The 18,290-nt window shown below is 73.5% G+C and carries 16 protein-coding genes; 8 read left to right on the plus strand and 8 right to left on the minus strand.

Features of this window, described 5'->3' with window-relative positions; all coding sequences use genetic code 11:
* Positions 1-222: 222 nt before the first annotated feature.
* The 4 genes from ACZ4VT_RS09930 to ACZ4VT_RS09945 all read right to left on the minus strand — a co-directional run bounded on the left by ACZ4VT_RS09930 (position 223) and on the right by ACZ4VT_RS09945 (position 3,626).
* Positions 223-1,116, minus strand: a complete 894-nt coding sequence (locus ACZ4VT_RS09930) for an amino acid ABC transporter permease (protein ID WP_467948169.1) — start codon at positions 1,114-1,116, stop codon at positions 223-225.
* On the minus strand, positions 1,113-1,787 hold the full coding sequence (locus tag ACZ4VT_RS09935; RefSeq protein WP_467948170.1) for an amino acid ABC transporter permease: 675 nt from the start codon (positions 1,785-1,787) through the stop codon (positions 1,113-1,115). Before ACZ4VT_RS09935 ends, ACZ4VT_RS09930 begins: the two co-directional genes overlap by 4 nt.
* An 83-nt stretch (positions 1,788-1,870) precedes the next feature.
* A complete protein-coding gene (locus tag ACZ4VT_RS09940; protein ID WP_365472018.1) occupies positions 1,871-2,722 on the minus strand; it encodes a glutamate ABC transporter substrate-binding protein in 852 nt (283 codons plus the stop codon).
* A 118-nt stretch (positions 2,723-2,840) separates the two neighbouring features.
* The gene (locus tag ACZ4VT_RS09945) at positions 2,841-3,626 is read right to left on the minus strand and encodes an amino acid ABC transporter ATP-binding protein (RefSeq protein WP_467948172.1); all 786 of its coding nucleotides are present in this window, start codon (positions 3,624-3,626) and stop codon (positions 2,841-2,843) included.
* Between the two features lie 304 nt (positions 3,627-3,930).
* Here ACZ4VT_RS09945 and ACZ4VT_RS09950 point away from each other — a divergent pair, with 304 nt between their 5' ends.
* Together ACZ4VT_RS09950 and ACZ4VT_RS09955 are read left to right on the plus strand one after the other, a co-directional pair.
* A complete protein-coding gene (locus ACZ4VT_RS09950) occupies positions 3,931-4,665 on the plus strand; it encodes a response regulator transcription factor (protein ID WP_467948174.1) in 735 nt (244 codons plus the stop codon).
* Between the two features lie 12 nt (positions 4,666-4,677).
* Positions 4,678-6,090, plus strand: a complete 1,413-nt coding sequence (locus ACZ4VT_RS09955) for a sensor histidine kinase (protein WP_467948175.1) — start codon at positions 4,678-4,680, stop codon at positions 6,088-6,090.
* A 4-nt stretch (positions 6,091-6,094) separates the two neighbouring features.
* On the opposite strand, the gene ACZ4VT_RS09960 is transcribed toward ACZ4VT_RS09955, so the two are convergent.
* Together ACZ4VT_RS09960 and ACZ4VT_RS09965 are read right to left on the minus strand one after the other, a co-directional pair.
* Positions 6,095-8,344, minus strand: coding sequence for an endo-beta-N-acetylglucosaminidase (locus ACZ4VT_RS09960; protein ID WP_467948177.1), 2,250 nt, complete (start codon positions 8,342-8,344; stop codon positions 6,095-6,097).
* Positions 8,345-8,394: 50 nt separating this feature from the next.
* Entirely contained in the window at positions 8,395-9,648 is a 1,254-nt protein-coding gene (locus ACZ4VT_RS09965; protein ID WP_467948179.1) for a glycoside hydrolase 5 family protein, read from the minus strand.
* Positions 9,649-9,838: 190 nt separating this feature from the next.
* Between ACZ4VT_RS09965 and ACZ4VT_RS09970 the strand changes: the two genes are divergently transcribed.
* The 3 genes from ACZ4VT_RS09970 (at position 9,839) to ACZ4VT_RS09980 (ending at position 12,927) form a co-directional block, all read left to right on the plus strand.
* Positions 9,839-10,183: a hypothetical protein gene (locus ACZ4VT_RS09970; protein WP_467948181.1), complete on the plus strand. Its 345-nt coding sequence runs from the start codon at positions 9,839-9,841 to the stop codon at positions 10,181-10,183.
* 623 nt (positions 10,184-10,806) lie between these two features.
* Complete coding sequence (locus ACZ4VT_RS09975; RefSeq protein WP_467948183.1) at positions 10,807-11,880, plus strand: LacI family DNA-binding transcriptional regulator; 1,074 nt, start codon at positions 10,807-10,809, stop codon at positions 11,878-11,880.
* Between the two features lie 21 nt (positions 11,881-11,901).
* Positions 11,902-12,927, plus strand: a complete 1,026-nt coding sequence (locus tag ACZ4VT_RS09980; RefSeq protein WP_467948185.1) for an ROK family protein — start codon at positions 11,902-11,904, stop codon at positions 12,925-12,927.
* A gap of 50 nt (positions 12,928-12,977) precedes the next feature.
* Here the strand turns inward: ACZ4VT_RS09980 and ACZ4VT_RS09985 are convergent, their stop codons facing one another.
* Together ACZ4VT_RS09985 and ACZ4VT_RS09990 are read right to left on the minus strand one after the other, a co-directional pair.
* A complete protein-coding gene (locus ACZ4VT_RS09985) occupies positions 12,978-13,973 on the minus strand; it encodes a TAXI family TRAP transporter solute-binding subunit (RefSeq protein WP_467948187.1) in 996 nt (331 codons plus the stop codon).
* A gap of 31 nt (positions 13,974-14,004) precedes the next feature.
* On the minus strand, positions 14,005-14,973 hold the full coding sequence (locus tag ACZ4VT_RS09990; protein WP_467948188.1) for a LysR family transcriptional regulator: 969 nt from the start codon (positions 14,971-14,973) through the stop codon (positions 14,005-14,007).
* 71 nt (positions 14,974-15,044) lie between these two features.
* On the opposite strand from ACZ4VT_RS09990, the gene ACZ4VT_RS09995 reads away from it, so the two are divergent.
* The 3 genes from ACZ4VT_RS09995 to ACZ4VT_RS10005 all read left to right on the plus strand — a co-directional run bounded on the left by ACZ4VT_RS09995 (position 15,045) and on the right by ACZ4VT_RS10005 (position 18,125).
* Positions 15,045-15,767: a maleylpyruvate isomerase family mycothiol-dependent enzyme gene (locus ACZ4VT_RS09995; protein WP_467948190.1), complete on the plus strand. Its 723-nt coding sequence runs from the start codon at positions 15,045-15,047 to the stop codon at positions 15,765-15,767.
* Positions 15,764-17,299: a tRNA (N6-isopentenyl adenosine(37)-C2)-methylthiotransferase MiaB gene (miaB, locus tag ACZ4VT_RS10000; protein WP_467948192.1), complete on the plus strand. Its 1,536-nt coding sequence runs from the start codon at positions 15,764-15,766 to the stop codon at positions 17,297-17,299. Before ACZ4VT_RS09995 ends, miaB begins: the two co-directional genes overlap by 4 nt.
* A gap of 103 nt (positions 17,300-17,402) precedes the next feature.
* Positions 17,403-18,125: a class III extradiol ring-cleavage dioxygenase family protein gene (locus ACZ4VT_RS10005; protein ID WP_467948194.1), complete on the plus strand. Its 723-nt coding sequence runs from the start codon at positions 17,403-17,405 to the stop codon at positions 18,123-18,125.
* Positions 18,126-18,290: the final 165 nt, after the last annotated feature.

Genomic DNA, 18,290 nt, shown 5'->3' on the forward strand with positions numbered 1-18,290 from the left:
GTTGTGGGGGGGGTGCGTGGGAGGGGGAAGGGTGCGACCCCGCCCACGGTGGGGGTGGGGGGGGGGGGGGAGGGGGGGAGGGGGGGGGGGGGGGGGGGGGGGGGGCGGGGGGGGGGGGAGGGGGGGGGGGGGGGGGGGGGCGCCCCCCCCCCCACCACGCTGGATACGCACTCTGACTGACCGCGTGTCAGACCCGGGGGCCGCCCGAAGAGGGCTCCGGCGTCAGGCTCCGGCCGCCGTGTTCGCGCCGGGGACCGCGTCGTCGATCTCTTCCGCGCCGAGCACGGCGCCGGTGCCCTTCTTCGACTTCCGCAGCCGGCCTTCCAGCTGGGAGGCGAAGGTGGTGAGGACGAAGTTCACCACGATGTAGATCAGGGCGATCACGACGAGGGTCGCGATGGTGTTGCTGTAGTTGGCCGAGATCTGCCGGTTCGTGGAAAGCAGTTCCGCGAATCCGAGCAGGGCGCCACCGAGCGCGGTGTCCTTGAGGATCACCACGAGCTGGCTGACCAGGGCCGGCAGCATCGCCGTGACGGCCTGCGGGATCAGCACGTAGGCCATGGTCTGACCCTTGCGCATGCCGATCGCCTTGGCCGCGTCGGTCTGGCCGCGGGGCAGGGAGAGCACGCCGGCCCGGACGATCTCGCCGATGACGGCCGAGTTGTAGAGGACCAGGCCCGTGACCACGGCCCAGAAGGGCCGGGTGTCGGAGGGGACGTCCAGGAACCGCGGCGCCATCAGCGCGTTGCCGAACAGCATCAGCATCAGCACCGGGATGGCGCGGAAGAACTCGACCCACGCGCCGACCGGCCCCCGCACCCACGCGTGGTCGGAGAGTCGGCCGATGCCCAGCAGTGCGCCCAGCGGGAGGGCGATCAGCATGGAGAGCGCGCCGGCCTTGAGGGTCTCCATCAGGCCGGGGATCAGGTACGTGGTCCAGACCCGGCTGTCGGTGACGAAGGGCGACCATTTGTCGGCGTCGAGCTGGCCCTTCTCGCCCATGAGGGACAGCGCCCACCACAGGACGAGTCCGAACAGGACGACGAAGATCCCGCTGTAGATCCAGTTGCGCGCCTTGGCCTTGGGGCCCGGGGCGTCGTACAGCACGGAGGTCATCGCTTCACCGCCACTCGCTTGGCGACCCAGCCCAGCAGAAGACCGGTGGGCAGGGTCAGCAGGACGAAACCGAGGGCGAAGACCGCGAAGACCGCGAAGGTCGCCTGCGCCTCGTTCTCGAGCATTTCCTTCATCAGCAGGGCCGCCTCGGCCACGCCGATGGTCGCCGCCACCGTGGTGTTCTTGGTGAGCGCGATCAGTACGTTGGCGAGCGGTGCGATGACCGCCCGGAAGGCCTGGGGGAGCACGATCAGGGTGAGCACCTGGAAGAAGCTCAGCCCCAGCGCGCGGGCCGCCTCGGCCTGGCCGACGGGCACGGTGTTGATGCCGGAGCGCAGGGCCTCGCAGACGAAGGTGCCCGTGTAGGCGATCAGTCCGAGGACCGCGAGCCGGAAGCCGGTCTCCTTGAACGTGTCGCCGCCCAGGGCGATGCTGAGGGTCTGGTTGAGTCCCAGCGAGCAGCCGATGATCAGCAGCGTCAGCGGGGTGTTGCGCACCAGGTTGACGTACGCGGTGCCAAAGCTCCGCAGCAGCGGGACCGGGCTGACCCGCATTCCGGCCAGGACGGTGCCCCAGATCAGTGATCCGGCCGCCGAGTAGAGGGTGAGCTGAACCGTCACCCAGAAGGCTCCGAGCACGTCGTACTGCCCGGAATCAAGAAAATCGAACACGATGCCCTGCGCTCTCCCCAGGATGGCCGGTGAGGTGCGCCGCCGCCCGCGGCAGGCGGGCGGCGACGCTCCTCACCGATGAATCAGCTGCCTTCGGTGATCTGCGGGGCAGGCTCGTTCTTGTAGTTGGCCGGGCCGAGGTTCTTGTCCACGGCCTTCTGCCAGCTGCCGTCCTCGACCATCTTCTTGAGCGCGGCGTTGATCTTGGTCTGCAGCTCCTTGTCGCCCTTCTTCAGACCGATGCCGTAGTTCTCGTTGCTCATGCTCAGGCCGACGAGCTTGAACTTGCCCTTGTTCTTCTCCTGTGCGGCGTAACCGGCCAGGATCGAGTTGTCCGTGGTCAGGGCGTCGACGGCCTTGTTCTCCAGGCCGGTCAGGCACTCGGAGTAGCCGCCCTGCTCCAGCAGGTCGGCCTCGGGGGCCAGGGTCTTCTTGATGTTCTGCGCCGAGGTGGAGCCGGTGACCGAGCAGAGCTTCTTCTTGTTCAGGTCCTCGACCTTGGTGATGCTCGTGTCGTCGGCGCGGACCAGCAGGTCCTGGTGCGCGAGGAAGTACGGGCCGGCGAAGTCGACCTTCTCCTTGCGCTTGTCGTTGATCGAGTAGGTCGCGACGACGAACTTCACGTCACCGTTCGAGATCAGGTTCTCGCGCTCGGCGCTGGGGGCCTGCTTGAACTCGATCTGGTTCGGCTCGTAGCCGAGCTCCTTGGCCACGTACGTGGCGACGTCGACGTCGAAGCCCGTGAACTTGCCGTCCGGGGTCTTCAGGCCCAGACCGGGCTGGTCGTACTTGATGCCGACGACGAGCTTGTCCTTCGCGCCACCGGACGCACCGCCGTCACTGGCGGCGTCCTTCTCGCTGCCGCCACAGGCGGTCGCGGTCAGGGCAAGGGCGACGGCGACGGCCGCGGCCGCAGCGGCCTTGGAGATCTTCATGGTGAACTTCCCTCGGATGAGACGTTGTTGAACGACGAGCGACGCTAACGGCGTACGCGCGGCCGACAGGAACCGATCCGGCGGCGATCCGCATACGGATGACTACCAGACGAGAACCTCAGTGGTGCAGGATCTTCGACAGGAAGTCCTTGGCGCGGTCACTGCGGGGGTTGCTGAAGAACTGCTCGGGGGTGGCCTCTTCGACGATCTTCCCGTCGGCCATGAAGACGACCCGGTTGGCCGCGGAGCGGGCGAAGCCCATCTCGTGCGTGACGACCACCATGGTCATTCCCTCACGGGCGAGCTGCTGCATGACCTCCAGCACCTCGTTGATCATCTCCGGGTCGAGAGCCGAGGTCGGCTCGTCGAACAGCATGACCTTCGGCTCCATGGCCAGCGCCCGGGCGATCGCCACGCGCTGCTGCTGGCCGCCGGAGAGCTGCGCCGGGTACTTGTCGGCCTGCGAGCCGACGCCCACCCGGTCCAGCAGGGCCACCGCCTTCTCGCGCGCCGCGGCCCCGTCGGTCTTGCGGACCTTGACCTGGCCCAGAATGACGTTCTCCAGCACCGTCTTGTGCGCGAAGAGATTGAACGACTGGAAGACCATGCCGACGTCGGCGCGCAGCCGGGCCAGCTCCTTGCCCTCGGAGGGCAGTTCCTTGCCGTCGAGCGTGATGGTGCCCGAGTCGATGGTCTCCAGACGGTTGATCGTCCGGCACAGCGTGGACTTGCCCGATCCCGAGGGACCGATCACGACGACTACCTCACCGCGGGCAATGCTCAGATCGATGTCCTGAAGCACGTGCAGCGCGCCGAAGTGCTTGTTGACGTTGCTCAGTACGACCAGGTCGTCCGCGGCACCGGCCGCGTCCTGCACGTCCTTGGTCACTGATACTCCGCTCATCGGCTTCTTGCTCCGTCCTCCTCGGTTGGGAGGACAGTAGTGACGTGACGTCCACAACGTCATCACATCTGAGGGAGAATTGAGCATAACGATCCGGCTTCCCCCGGATACGCTCCGTGCGCGACACCTGCGCGGCCGAATGCGGCGCGTACCGGGTGCGTAACGGAAGACGCGCCGCGGCGGAACCCCCTTGACGTGGGACTCTGCATCGGCGTGTATGCATGATGGCCACCTTGCGGCCATCCGTGTGACGATGCCCGGGGAGCCGGGAGCAAGAAGAGCGAGAAGAGGAGAGGGGGACGACATGAGGCTGCTGCTCGTCGAGGACGACGACCACGTCGCCGCCGCCCTGTCCGCGATCCTCGCCCGGCACGGCTTCCAGGTCACCCACGCCCGCAACGGCGAGGAAGCCCTGCAGGCGCTGCTGCCCCCCGGCGCCCTGCCCGGACCCTCCCCCTACGGGGTGATCCTGCTCGACCTCGGCCTGCCCGACCAGGACGGGTACGAGGTGTGCGGCAAGATCCGCAAGCGCACCGCGACACCCGTCATCATGGTGACCGCGCGCGCCGACGTACGCTCCCGCATCCACGGGCTGAACATGGGCGCCGACGACTACGTCGTCAAGCCCTACGACACCGGCGAACTCCTCGCCCGCATCCACGCCGTCGCCCGCCGCACCGGCGCCTCCGAGGAGGCCGCGGCCACCGGGACCGGTACGCCCGCCACGGTCCGGCTCGGTCCCGTCAGCATCGAGCTGCCCAACCGCCGGGTCAGCGTGGACGGCGCCGACGTACCGCTCACCCGCAAGGAGTTCGACCTGCTGGCCCTGCTCGCGCAGCGGCCCGGCGTCGTCTTCCGCCGCGAACAGATCATCAGCGAGGTGTGGCGCACCAGCTGGGAGGGGACCGGGCGCACCCTGGAGGTCCACGTCGCCTCGCTGCGCTCCAAGCTGCGCATGCCCGCCCTCATCGAAACCGTCCGCGGAGTCGGCTACCGGCTCGTCACGCCGTCCGCCCCGTCCGCCCCGTCCGCCCCCTAGGGGTCTTCTGCCGTGCGCGCCCGATTGCTCCCGCTGCTCGTCATCCTGATGGCGGGCACGCTGCTCGCGCTGGGCTTCCCGCTCGCGGTGAGCCTCGCCTCCGGACAGCAGCAGCGGGTGGTGGTCGACCGCATCGACGACAGCGCCCGGTTCGCCGCCCTCGCCCAGCTCGTCATCGACGCCCAGGGCTCCGGATCCAGCGGCGCCGACGCGCGCCGCGAGACCCTCCAGCTCGAACTCGCCCGCTATCAGGAGCTGTACGGCATCCGCGTCGGCATCTTCTACCGCGACGACAACGACATGGCCCGCTCGCCCAGCTGGTGGCAGCTTCCCGAATCCGGCGAGGGCCGCCGTGCGTTCGAGGAGGCCCTCGCCGGCCGGCGCAGCCACGATCCGCCGCAGGTGTGGCCCTGGCAGACCCACGGCCGACTGCTCGTCGTCTCCCCGGTCGTCCTCGACGGCGACGTGGTCGCGGTCGTCGCCACCGATTCGCCGACCGACCTGATGCGCGGGCGGATCCTGCAGGGCTGGCTGCTCATCGCGGGCGGGCTCGCCGCCGCCATGCTGGTCGCCTTCGGCGCCGCCCTGAGGCTCACCAGTTGGGTGCTCAAGCCCGTACAGACCCTGGACGCGGCCGCCCACGGCATCGCCACCGGACGCATGAACTCGCGCGTCGCGGCCGCGGGCGGGCCCCCGGAACTCCAACGCCTGGCCCGTTCGTTCAACGAGATGGCCGACAACGTCGAAGAGGTACTGGAGCAGCAGCGGGCGTTCGTCGCCGACGCCTCCCACCAGCTGCGCAACCCGCTCGCGGCGCTGCTCCTGCGGATCGAGCTGCTCGCCCTCGAACTGCCCGAGGGAAACGAGGAGATCGCCTCCGTACGCACCGAGGGCAAGCGCCTGACCCAGGTGCTGGACGACCTCCTGGACCTGGCGCTGGCCGAGCACGCCTCCGCCGAGATCAGCCTCACCGACATCGGGGCGCTGGCGGCGGAGCGGGTCGCCGCGTGGCGCCCGTACGCCGAGGAGAAGGGCGTACGGCTCACCGAGACGGGCCGGTCCGCCGTCACGGGCTGGGCCGACCCCATCGCCCTGTCCAGCGCGCTCGACGCCGTCATCGACAACGCCCTCAAGTTCACCCCTGAGGGCGAGGAGGTCGAGGTGTCGGTCGCCGCCGAGGGGCGCGTCGCCCGCGTGGTCGTCGCCGACCGCGGACCCGGCCTCACCGAGGAGGAGCTGCTCCGCGTCGGCGACCGCTTCTGGCGCAGCGGCCGCCACCAGAACATCAAGGGCTCCGGGCTCGGCCTGTCGATCTCCCGCGCGCTGCTCACCGCGGGCGGCGGGTCCCTCTCGTACGAGACGAACCCGCCGCACGGGCTGCGGGTGACCGTGTCCGTGCCGCGCACCGGCCCCCACGGCTCCTGAGCCGCTACCAGGTGAGGGTGGTGCGGGCCGGGGCCGAGGCCGCGTACAGCTCGTCCACGGCCCGGACCTCGAAGGCGGCCGCCCGCTCCCGCCCGGCCCGCGGGACGGCCGGCAGGTAGAGGGCGGTGCCGCAGGTGCCGCCGAGGAAGCGGCGGGTCCCGTCGGGCAGGACGCGCGACACCTCGTAGTGGCGCGGCCGGCGTTCCCCGCCTGCCGCGGCGCGCCAGGACAGGCGGAGCCAGGCCTTGCCGTCCTGCCGGGCCGAGGCGTCGACGCCCAGGGCGGTGGGCGGGGTGGGGCACCGGGTGCGGGGGGCGTCGTGGACCGCCAGGGCGCCGAGCCGCCACACCACCGGCGCCGTGTCGAGCGCGGTGATCCGTACGGCCAGGGCGTACGCGGTCTGCCCCGCCAGCGATCCGAGCGCGGCCCGAGCCGTGCGCCAGCCCTGCCCGCGGTCCGTGCTCCCGGCCGGCAGCCACGTGTACGGGACCGGTTCGCCGGGGGCGGCGGGCTCGCGGGTGGCCACGCCGACCTCCACCGCGACCGGCCCCGACCCGCCGGCGTGCACCAGCTCCAGGACGCTCCCGCGGGTCAGCGGCAGCCGCGTGGAGTGCAGCCCGACGACCACGGGAGCGGTCAGGGCGCCTGTGACCAGCAGGCTGGAGCCGCCGCGCCAGGCGTCCGCGAAGTCCAGGGTGACGGAGGGGCGTTCGCCGGCGGTGTCCACCGCCCAGCGGCGGCCCGGGAGCCGGTCCTGGAGCCCGAGGTGGTTCCAGGGCGTGTCGGAGACGGCCGTGCCGTTCTCGTACCAGCGCAGCCCGTGCCCGGTGTTGAACGAGCAGGCGAAGGGGAGCCCGGTGACCGTGGACCGGTCGGCGACGGCCGTGGCCGGGGCCCGCCAGCCGGCCCCGGCCCCGGAGACGGACGCCCCGGAGACGGACCCGGCCCCGGAAACGGACCCGGGCGCGGGTGCGGGCGCGGGACGGGCGGGGTCCAGGGACTCGCCCGTCCAGAACCGGTCGTCGGCGAGGTGGAACGCCCCGGGGGAGCGGTCGGTGAGGTGGTTGCGGGTCCACTCGGGCCGGTAGAAGCCGTAGCTGACGACGTGCTCGCGGTCGCGCGGGATGATCGCGTCCCACGGCACGGCGGAGTCCCAGCCGCGGGACTCCGTGTCCACGGCCGCCCACAGCTCGTGGCGGGAGCGGCCCAGCCGCTCGGCGAGCGTGCCCGACGCGGCCAGGGTCTGCGCGGTCCATCGGAAGTCCACGAACACCGTGTCCGCGACCTTCCCGGCCCGGTCCTCGAAGAACTCCTGGTTGAGCTGGTTGAGGGCGCCCTGCCAGCCCACCCGGCCGGTGGTGTTCATGGCGTCGTACCAGGTGATGCGCAGCCCGTGCGGCTCGCCCGCGGCCCGCAGGGCGCGCAGGAACTCCCGCATCCGTGCGGCCAGCGCGCTGTCGCCGCCGTCCGTCTCGGCGTTCACGAACCAGCCGTCGAAGCCGTACGTCCGTGCCACCTGGACGAGCTTGTCCGCGAGCGGGAACCGGCCGAGGGCGTCCCGCTGCACCAGGTCGCGGGTCCACTGGAGGTCGCCGCCGTAGGCGACGGGCGGCAGGAACACGTTGCCCAGCACCCGGACCCCGTTGCGGTGGGCGGCGTCGACCACGGGCGCGTTCGGGGCGAGCACGATGCCCTCGCCGGCCGAGCCGCCCCAGAAGACCAGCTCGTCGATGTACGCCCAGTGCGTGAGCGCGTAGTAGTCCGCGGTCGCGGAGCCCTGGGAGGGGTTGCCGGCGGTGGGCCCGAAGGAGACGAGGGAGGAGATCCGGGCCTGGCCGGCCCGGGCGTCCCGGTGCGCCGGGACCGGGGTGAACCGCCGCGCCAGGGGCACGGTCGCGGTGTTGTGGGCCAGGTCGTGGTCCCGCTCCGGGCTCCACCGGAGGAGCGAGCGCCACACGATCCCGGGGCCGGGGGTCCCCGCCGGGAGGGAGTCCGGGAACCAGTACGAGGCGTACGGGGCCAGGTCGGCCGGGGTCGGCGCGGCGGACGCGGGAGCCGGGGCGGCGGACGCGTACGGGGCCTGGCCCGCCGTGCCCAGCAGGGCGGCGGCCCCGGCGCCGGCGGCCAGCACCACGCGCCGGGACGGCCGGAAGGGGGCGGGCGGCGTACGGGAGGCGACACCGCTGTCGGTCACGCGGGTCTCGTGGGTCTTGTGGCTCTCGTCGGGCGTGCCGGTCGCGTCGGTCTGGGCCATGCGGGGCTCCTCACGAGGGATCGGATTCGGATCGGATCGGATCGGATCGGTCAGGTCACTTCGTGCACGCGCAGCACCTCGGTGACGCCGCGAGCCGACAGGTGGGCCGGGTCCTCGGCGCGCTCCGCGAGGACCACCGCGGGGCGCACCCCCTGGGCCGTCAGCGCGGCCCACGCTTCGAAGAACGCGCCGCCCGGGGCGCACACGGACCGGCCGGGGGCCTCGTGCTCCCCGCCGACGTCCACGGCGAGCGCGGTGGAACGCACCGGCGGGCGGTGAGCGCGGTCCCGCCACTCCCGGGCGATCCGGGCCACGGCGGCGCCGGCCGGTTTGGTCCGGCGGTCGTTGGTGAGCAGGCCGAGCCCGTATTCCAGCTCGGGGAAGTCCGCGAGCTCGCGGGCCACGTCGTGCGAGCACCACCAGGTCACGCCCCACAGGTCCGGGCAGTCCAGCGCGTTCCTGACGGTGGCCTCCGTGAACCGCGCCGCGTGCCCGGGCGGGATCAGCGGCGCCGGGGCGCCCACCTCCTGGAGCCACACCGGGCGGTGCGGGTCGAGGGCCCAGGCCTTGGAGAGCTCGATGAGGTACGCGGCGTGGTGCTCGGTGGCCGTCCCGCGCCCGCCGTGGCGCTGCGCGGTGCCGTTGAACACCCAGGAGTGCACGGCGGTGGCGGCGCCCAGCCGGGCCGCCTGAGCCGGGGTGAAGGGGTGCCCGTCCTGGTACCAGGCGGCGTCGTACTCGGCGTGCAGGTGCAGCCGCCCGGGCGCGCCCTGTTCGCAGGCGGCGAGCATCCGCTCCAGCCAGCGGGCGGCCTGGTCCCCGGTGATGCGGTCGGGGTCGGGGTGCGGGGCGTCGGAGAACTGGTTGAGCTCGTTGCCCACGGTCATGCCCAGGAAGTTCGGCCGGTCGGCGAGCGCGGCGGCCAGCGTGCGCAGGTACTCCTGCTGTCCGGCCACCACGTCCGGGTCGGTGAAGAGGTTGCGCCGGTGCCAGGTGCGGGTCCAGGCGGGCAGGAAGTCGAAGCTCGACAAGTGGCCCTGCAGACCGTCCACGTTGACGTCGAGCCCGCGTTCGGCGGCCGCGTCCGCGAGCGCGACGAGCTGCTCGACGGCGCGCGGCCGGATCAGCGTCCGGTTCGGCTGGAAGACCGGCCACAGCGGGAAGACGCGGACGTGGTCCAGCCCGAGCGCGGCGATCGAGTCGAGGTCGGCCCTGACCTCGTCGAGGTCGAAGTCCAGCCAGTGGTGGAACCAGCCGCGGGCCGGTGTGTAGTTGGCGCCGAATCGGAGCGCGTGATCGTGCACAAGGCGTCCTGGAGTTCTGGGGGAATTCACCGGATGGGGCACAACCTGCCGGTGTGGATGAGGAAAGTCAACAGGGCCTCAGACCCGACTACTTATGCGCTTCAGCCCAGTTGACACAAGGGTTCCGTTCACTGGAACCTGGTGGAACTAATGCGGTTTAGTTTCGGCGGCCACAGGACGGCATGTGGAAATGGACAGCGGTATTTCGGTCACGGCGGTCACCACTCCGGCCCTCTTCACCGGGCCGCCGCAAACGCCCGCGCGGGTCCGCAGGAGCGTTCGGCCGGCCCAGCCGCCCATCGGGCCCATCGGGCCCACGGGGCCGGCCGCCGAAGCGGACCTGCTGGACCGCCCGATCGGCCCCTTCGGGGCGGGCGTCGGCGGCGCGGCCACCACCCTGCTGCTGCCCAGCGCCTGGGGCATGCCGTTGCGGGTGGGCGAACGGGCAGCGCACCAGCCGGTGTTCAGCCGGTACTGGCTGCACGACACGGGCGCGGCTCCGGCTGGGGGACGCGCTGTACACGGTGACGTGTGACGGCCCCGCGTCCGTGGCGACGGTGCCGCTCGCCTCCCACGCCGGCGCCGGCGGCCCGGTCGAACTGGAGGTCCGCTCCCGACGGCTGGCACACCTCCTGCCCGGCGGACCGTGGACCTCGCACCCGGCGGGTACGAACGGATCCCGCCCGGCGTGGCGCCCGCCGCCGCGGCCGAGCCCGGCGAACACCTGGTCCGGATCCTCGCGGCAACCCCCGCAGGGGAGTTCGAGGGCGTGCTGACCGTGACCGTCCCCGGCGGCCCCGTCCCCGCCGGGCTGTGGGTCGAGGCGCCCGACCCGGAACCGTCGTCGCCCCCGGCGCGCGGGGCATCGTACGGGCCCGGATCGGCAGCACCGGCCTCCGGAGCGCGCCGACGGGCCTGGCCTACGCCGTCTCCCCGTACGGGACCTGGCCGTTGACGGCCCCCGCGCCCCTGCCCCTGCACGTACCGGCGGACGGGCCGGCCGAGGTGGGGTTCGAGCTCGGCCGCCCCTCGACACCCCTCCGGGGAGTACTGGATCGCGGTCAAGGCCGCCTGCCAGGGCAGGATCGCGTACGGTCCGGCCATTGCCCTCCGTATTACGCCACGCGTGACGCACCCGAAGGACGAATGAGGCAGGCCATGGCCCGCAGACCCACGATCAAGGACATCGCCCGCCAGGCCGGGGTGTCGGAGAGCGCCGTGTCGTTCGCGCTCAACGACCGCCCCGGCGTCTCGCAGGACACCCGGGCCCGGATCCGCCGCGTCGCCGAGGAACTCGGCTGGCAGCCCAACAGCGCCGCCCGCGCCCTCTCCGGCGAACGGTCCGGCGCCGTCGGGCTGGTCCTCGCCCGGCCCGCGCACACGCTCGGCGTCGAGTCCTTCTTCCTCCAGCTGGTCTCCGGCATCCAGGAGGTCCTCTCCGCCGCCCGGACCGCCCTGCTGTTCCAGGTCGTCGAGGACATCGACGCCGAATGCGCGGTCTACCGGCGCTGGTGGGCCGAGCGCAGGGTCGACGGGGTCCTCGTCGTCGACCCGCGCATGCGGGACCCGCGCCCGGCGCTCCTCGGGCAGCTGGGCCTGCCCGCGGTCACCATCGGAGAGCCGGAGACAGGGACGGAGACTGAGCCCGTCCCGGAGCCGAAGCCTGCGGCGGTGGTCTCCTCGGTCCGGGCCGATGACGCCGGGGCCATGGCCCAGGTCCTGGACCACCTCCACGGTCTGGGCCACCGCCGGATCGTCCACATCGCGGGGCTCCCCGGCCTCGCCCACACGGTCCGCCGGATGGACTCCCTGCGGACGGAGGCCGCGCGCCGCGGGCTCGGCCCGGACCAAGTGCGCTCGGTGGTCACCGACTACTCCGACGCCGAGGGCGCCGCCGCCACCCGCCGGGTCCTCGCCGAGCCCGGGCCACCCACCGCGCTCGTCTACGACAACGACGTGATGGCCGTCGCCGGGAGCGCGGTCGCCGCCGAGCTGGGCATCCCCGTCCCGGGCCGGCTCTCGATCGTGGCCTGGGACGACTCCGCGCTCTGCCGGGTCACCCACCCCCGGCTCACCGCCCTCGTGCGCGACACCGCCGGCTTCGGCCGGCTCGCCGCCGGGGAACTCCTCGCCGTCCTCGCGGGCGGCCCGCCCGGGGTCCGGATCAGCGAGCGGCCGCGACTGGAGCCTCGCGAGAGCACGGCGCCGCCCCCGGCGCATACTGAATCCTGAACCCTTCCTGGAGCCGCCACCGTGATCACCCCCACCGCCCCCTTCCCCGCACCGCGCGCCGCCGCGGCGGCCGCCGGCCTGACGGTGGCGATCGACATCGGCGGTACGAAGATCGCCGGTGCGCTGGTGCACCCGGACGGCACGATGACCGCCACCACCCGCCGGGCGACCCCGCGCGGAGTGGACGCGGAAGGGGTCATGGCGGCGGTGGCCGAGGTCGTCGCCGACCTGTCCGGCTCCCCGCTGTGGGCCTCGGCCGTCCGCTGCGGGATCGGCAGCGCCGGCCCGGTGGACACCTCCCGGGGCACGGTCAGCCCGGTGAACATCGGCGCGTGGCGGGAGTTCCCCGTCCAGGCCCGGGTCGCGGCGGAGCTCGCGGCGCGCGGGGCCGAGCTGCCGACCGTACTGGCCGGGGACGGTGTGGCGATGACCGCCGCCGAGCACTGGCTGGGCGCGGCCCGGGGCCACGCGAACGCGCTCTGCATGGTGGTCTCCACGGGCGTGGGCGGCGGCCTCATCCTGAACAACCAGCTGCACCCCGGCCCCACGGGCAACGCGGGGCACATCGGCCACATCAGCGTGGCCTTCGACGGCGAGCCGTGCGTCTGCGGCAGCCGCGGCTGCGTCGAGTCGATCGCCTCCGGCACGGCCATCGCCCGCTGGGCCCGGGAGCAGGGCTGGACCCCGGCCGGCGCCGCGAGCGGCGCGGGGAGCGCGCGGGACGCCTCGGCCGCCGGTGTGGCCGTGGCCGCCGCCGAGGGCGACCCGATCGCCCTGGCCGCCTTCGACCGCGCGGGCCGAGCCCTGGCCGCCGCCATCGCCGCCACCGCGACCCTCGTCGAAACGGACATCGCCGTCATCGGCGGCGGAGTCGCCACCTCCGGCGACACCCTCTTCGCCCCGATCCGCACCCATCTCGCGGCCTACGCCACGCTCTCCTTCGTCAAGGAGCTCCAGGTGGTCCCGGCGACCCTGGGCACCCACGCGGGCCTGATCGGCGCGGCCGCCGCGGCGATGATGCTGCTGCCGTCGCCGCCGTCCTCGTAGGACGCGCAGGACTCGCAGGACGCGTAGGACTCGTAGGGCCTTGGGGAACGTCAGGGCTTGACCGACCGGTAGTACCGGCCCGCCCCCTCGTGCAGCTCCAGGGGATCCGTGTAGATCGCTGTCCGCAGGTCCACCAGCTGCGCCGCGTGCACCTCGCGCCCGACGAGGTCGCGGCCGAGGATCACCGTCCGCGTCAGCTGCTCCGTCAGCGCGGGATCCGTCTCCGCCGTGGTCACCAGCAGGTTCGGCACGGCCAGGGTGGTCACCGCGCTGGTGTTGCGCGCCCGCGCGTACGCGTCCTGCGGCATGACCGCCGTCCGGTAGTAGCGCGCCGGACTGCCGCTGCCCTGCAGCTGCTCGACCAGGTCGCCGAGCTGCACGAGCCGGATCTGGTACCGCTCCGACAGCTCGCGCACCGCGTTCGTCGGCAGGCCGCCGGACCAGAAGAAGGCGTCGATCCGGCCGGCCTCCAGCTCGGCCGGCATGGTGTCGATGCCTATGGACACCGGCGTGATGTCCAGCACCGGGTCCAACCCGGCCGCCCTGAGCAGCCGCTCCGAGACGAGCCGCACCCCGGACCCGGGCTGACCGATCGCGACCCGCTTGCCCTTCAGGTCCCGGGCCGACTGCACCGCGGAGTCGGCCGGCACCACCAGCTGCACGTAGTCGTCGTAGAGCCGGGCGACCCCGCGCAGCAGGTCCGCGCGCGGTTTCCCGTCGAGCTGGTACTGGGCGACCGCGTCCGCGGTCGCCACCGTGAAGTCCGCCTCACCGGAGGCCACCCGCTTCAGGTTCTCCTGAGAGCCCTCGCTGGTCACCAGATGGACGTCCACCCCGGACGCGTCCCGCGCGAGCGCCTGCTCCAGCAGCTGCCCGTAGCGGTGGTAGACGCCGGTCCGGGCGCCCGTGCTGAAGGTCAGCTCGCCGCGCAACTCAGGTTCCCCGAAGGGCTTCAGCCACCAGGTGAGGACGCCGAGCACGGCCAGTACGGCCACCAGGACCCGCAGGGCGTGGCGCCTGCTGATCCGGGGCGGTACGAGAGGCATGGCGCGATCCTGCCACCCGACCGCCCTCCTGTCACGGCGCGGGCCGTCCGGGGGCCTCCGCGCGCAGCCGTCCCAGCAGCCTGCGGGCGGCGGGTCCGGCCGGTCCGCCCGTGCGCCAGGCCAGCGCCACCCGCCCGTTCAGCGCCGGCTCGGTGATCCGCAGCGCGCACAGTCCGCCGCCGGTCCGTGAGCCCGCACCGGCCTCCGGGCCTGCCTCCGCCCGGGCCTCCGCGCCGGCCTCCGCCCCGGACGGCACCACGGCCACCCCCAGCCCCCGCGCGGCCAGCCGGACCAGCACCGCGGGTGCCGCCGCCTCGAAGTCCACCCGCGGCGCGAACCCCGCCTCCGCGCACGCCCGCTCCAGCACCCCGCGCAAGCCCGTCCCGCGCGGCAGGCTGATCAGCGCCCGTTCGCGCAGGGCCGCCAGCGGGATCCCGCCGTTCACGGACTCCGCCACGAGGGGGTCGTCCGCCCGGACCGCCGCCACCAGGGGCTCGTCGAGCACCACCTGGCAGGAGATCGCCGGCGGCGGCTCCCCGCCGAGGCCGACCACCGCCAGATCCAGCTCCCCGCGCCGCAGGGCGGCCAGCATCCGCTCCGAGGTGTCCTCGGACAGGGCGATCTCCACCCGGGGGTGCTCGTCGTGGAAGTTCCCGAGCGTCCCCACCACGTCGAACCCGTCCACCACCGCCCCGGCCGCGCCCGGGACCAGCCCGAGGGCCACCCGCCCGCGCAGCAGCCCGGAGAACTCCTCGGCCGTCCGCCGCACCCCCTCCACCGCCGCCAGCGCGGCCCGCGCGTACGAGAGGACGGCCTCGCCCGTCTCGGTCGGCGTGACCCGCCGCCCGGACCGGTCGAGCAGCCGCTGCCCCAGTTCCCGTTCCAGCCGGCGTATCTGGGCGCTCACCCCGGGCTGGGACACGTGCAGCCGCGCCCCGGCCCGGGTGAAACTGCCCTCCTCCACCACCGCCACGAAGTAACGCAGCTGAGCCAATTCCATAACCGATGATTCTAGATCGCAGAAGAACTCGCCCTTGGACTTATGCGGGGCGGGCGGCCGAGCCTTAACCCATGAGCCGATCAGCGCCGCGACCCACGCCCGGACCCGCCTCCCGACCCACGCCCGGACCCGCCTCCCGCTCCGTAGGCCGCTCCGCGAGCCGCCGTACGATCGCCGCGGCCGTCGCCGCCGAACGCCGTGAGCTGGCCGACGTACTCGACGCCCTCACCCCGGCCCAGTGGGACGCCCCGTCCCTCTGCGGCGGCTGGCGCGTCCGCGAGGTCGCCGCCCACATGTCGCTCGGGTTCCGCACCTCCCTCCCCGGCTTCGCCGCCGAGCTGCTGCGGGCCGGCGGGAACCTGCACCGGATGACCGACCGGACCGCCCGCCGCGACGCCGCCGCGTTCAGCCCGAGCGAGCTCGCCGCGCTGCTCCGCGAAAACGCCGGCCACCCCTGGAAGCCCCCCGCCGCCGGCCCCACCGGGGCCCTCGCCCACGACGTGGTCCACGGCCTCGACATCACCACCGCCCTCGGTCACCCGCGCCGCGTCCCAGAGGACCGGCTGCGGCACCTCCTCGACGCCGTCACCCCCCGCACCCTGCGCTTCTTCGGCGCGGACCTGGCCGGCCTGCGGCTGCGCGCCGACGACCTCGACTGGTCCCACGGAAGCGGAACACCCCTCTACGGAAACGCCCAGGACCTGCTGCTCCTCCTCTTCGGCCGCCGGCTCCCCGCGGGCCGGCTGCACGGGGGACCGGAGGGCTCCCGGGTACCGCCTACCCTTGTTGCATGACCAGCAGCGACCGGAGCCAGGCAGTGGACGAGAAGCGAAGCTACGAGGTGCGCACCTACGGGTGCCAGATGAACGTGCACGACTCCGAGCGGCTTTCCGGTCTGCTGGAGGACGCCGGCTACGTCCGGGCACCCGAGGGCTCCGACGGCGACGCCGATGTCGTGGTCTTCAACACCTGCGCGGTCCGCGAGAACGCCGACAACAAGCTGTACGGCAACCTCGGCCGGCTGGCCCCGATGAAGACCAAGCGCCCCGGCATGCAGATCGCCGTCGGCGGCTGCCTGGCGCAGAAGGACCGCGACACGATCGTCAAGAAGGCCCCGTGGGTCGACGTCGTCTTCGGTACGCACAACATCGGCAAGCTCCCCGTGCTGCTGGAGCGCGCCCGCATCCAGGAAGAGGCGCAGGTCGAGATCGCCGAGTCGCTGGAGGCGTTCCCCTCCACGCTCCCGACCCGCCGCGAGTCCGCGTACGCCGCCTGGGTCTCGATCTCCGTCGGCTGCAACAACACCTGCACCTTCTGCATCGTCCCGGCGCTGCGCGGCAAGGAGGAGGACCGCCGGCCCGGCGACATCCTCGCCGAGGTGGAGGCCCTGGTCGCCGAGGGCGTCTCCGAGATCACCCTGCTCGGCCAGAACGTCAACGCGTACGGCTCCGACCTGGGCGACCGCGAGGCCTTCAGCAAGCTGCTGCGCGCCTGCGGCCAGATCGAGGGCCTGGAGCGGGTCCGCTTCACCTCCCCGCACCCGCGCGACTTCACGGACGACGTGATCGCGGCGATGGCCGAGACCCCGAACGTGATGCCGCAGCTGCACATGCCGCTGCAGTCCGGCTCGGACCCGATCCTCAAGGCGATGCGCCGCTCGTACCGGCAGGAGCGCTTCCTCGGCATCATCGAGAAGGTCCGCGCCGCGATCCCGCACGCCGCGATCTCCACCGACATCATCGTGGGCTTCCCCGGTGAGACGGAGGAGGACTTCCAGCAGACGATGCACACCGTGCGCGAGGCCCGCTTCGCGAACGCCTTCACCTTCCAGTACTCCAAGCGGCCCGGCACCCCCGCCGCCGACATGGACGGGCAGATCCCCAAGGAGGTCGTGCAGGACCGCTACATGCGCCTGGTCGCCCTCCAGGAGGAGATCTCCTGGGAGGAGAACAAGAAGCAGGTCGGCCGCACGCTGGAGGTCATGGTCGCGGAGGGCGAGGGCCGCAAGGACGGCGCCACGCACCGGCTGTCGGGCCGCGCCCCCGACAACCGCCTGGTCCACTTCACGAAGCCGCAGGCGGAGGTCCGCCCGGGCGACGTGGTCACCGTGGACATCACCTACGCGGCCCCGCACCACCTGCTGGCCGAGGGCCCGACGCTGACCGTGCGCCGCACCCGCGCCGGCGACGCCTGGGAGAAGCGCAACGCCGCCCCGGCCCAGCCCGCGGGCGTCATGCTCGGCATCCCCACCCTCGGCATCCCCACGCCCCTCCCGGCCGCCACGTCGGGCTGCGCGGTGGCTGATTCCAGCCCCGCCGGCGTCTGAGGCGCGGGGTCCGGGGCGGAGCCCCAAGGCGGGCAGGCCGGCGCGGCCGAGCGGCACCGCACGGCCGCCCCGCCCGAGCCGCGCTGGCGTTAGGCTGCGGATCATGCTCGTAGCCGCCGCCGTCTGTCCCGCCCCGCCGCTGCTCGTGCCGGAGGTCGCCGCGGGGGCCGCCGCCGAACTCGGCGACGCCCGCACCGCCTGCTCCGACGCGCTGGCGGTGCTCGCCGCCTCGCGGCCCGACCTGCTGGTCGTCGTCGGGGCCGCCGCCGAGGGCGGCGCGTACGACCAGGGCACCCCCGGCGGCTTCGCCGGGTTCGGTGTGGACCTGACCGTCACCCTGGGCCCCGACCTGGGCGAACCGCCGAGCGGCCACGCCACCGGGCACACCCTGCCGGCTTCCCTCGCGGTGGCCGGCTGGCTGCTCGGCCAGGCCCGCTGGGCGGCCGCCCCGGTGGCCGGTGTGGCCGTCGCCGCGGACCTCGCCCCGAGCGGCTGCGGCCTGCTCGGCGCGGACCTGGGCGGTTCCGCCGAACGCGTGGCCATGCTGGTCCTCGGGGACGGCAGCGCCTGCCGGACCCTCAAGGCCCCCGGCTACCTCGACGAGCGGGCCGCCGCCTTCGACGCGGCCGCCGCCCGCGCCCTGGGCGCCGCCGACGCGGCCGCCCTCGCCGCGCTCGACGCCGAACTCGCGGCCGAACTCCAGGCCGCCGGACGGGCCCCCTGGCAGGTGCTGGCCGGCGCCGCCGGGGGCGCCGGCCTCGAAGGCCGGCTGCTGTACGAGGACGCGCCGTACGGGGTCGGGTACTTCGTCGCCGCCTGGTCGTAAGCGCGTACGCACCGGCCTTGGGCGCGCGTCCGCCGTAGGCCCGGGAAACGGCGAAGGGGCGGGGGGGGGGGGGGGGGGGGGGGGGGGGGGCCCCCCGGGGGGGGGGGGGGGGGGGGGGGGGGGGGGTGGGCCGCCGGGGGGGGTTTGTTTTTGGTTTTTTTTCTC

It is taken from the genome of Streptomyces sp. NPDC029164 (assembly GCF_055563995.1).

Coding starts and splice junctions, on each gene's coding strand:
- ACZ4VT_RS09930 (WP_467948169.1), bottom strand. CDS start 1,116: ATGACCTCCGTGCTGTACGACGCCCCGGGCCCCAAGGCCAAGGCGCGC.
- ACZ4VT_RS09940 (WP_365472018.1), bottom strand. CDS start 2,722: ATGAAGATCTCCAAGGCCGCTGCGGCCGCGGCCGTCGCCGTCGCCCTT.
- ACZ4VT_RS09945 (WP_467948172.1), bottom strand. CDS start 3,626: ATGAGCGGAGTATCAGTGACCAAGGACGTGCAGGACGCGGCCGGTGCC.
- ACZ4VT_RS09950 (WP_467948174.1), top strand. CDS start 3,931: ATGAGGCTGCTGCTCGTCGAGGACGACGACCACGTCGCCGCCGCCCTG.
- ACZ4VT_RS09960 (WP_467948177.1), bottom strand. CDS start 8,344: ATGGCCCAGACCGACGCGACCGGCACGCCCGACGAGAGCCACAAGACC.
- ACZ4VT_RS09970 (WP_467948181.1), top strand. CDS start 9,839: ATGGACAGCGGTATTTCGGTCACGGCGGTCACCACTCCGGCCCTCTTC.
- ACZ4VT_RS09975 (WP_467948183.1), top strand. CDS start 10,807: ATGGCCCGCAGACCCACGATCAAGGACATCGCCCGCCAGGCCGGGGTG.
- ACZ4VT_RS09985 (WP_467948187.1), bottom strand. CDS start 13,973: ATGCCTCTCGTACCGCCCCGGATCAGCAGGCGCCACGCCCTGCGGGTC.
- ACZ4VT_RS09990 (WP_467948188.1), bottom strand. CDS start 14,973: ATGGAATTGGCTCAGCTGCGTTACTTCGTGGCGGTGGTGGAGGAGGGC.
- ACZ4VT_RS09995 (WP_467948190.1), top strand. CDS start 15,045: ATGAGCCGATCAGCGCCGCGACCCACGCCCGGACCCGCCTCCCGACCC.
- miaB (WP_467948192.1), top strand. CDS start 15,764: ATGACCAGCAGCGACCGGAGCCAGGCAGTGGACGAGAAGCGAAGCTAC.
- ACZ4VT_RS10005 (WP_467948194.1), top strand. CDS start 17,403: ATGCTCGTAGCCGCCGCCGTCTGTCCCGCCCCGCCGCTGCTCGTGCCG.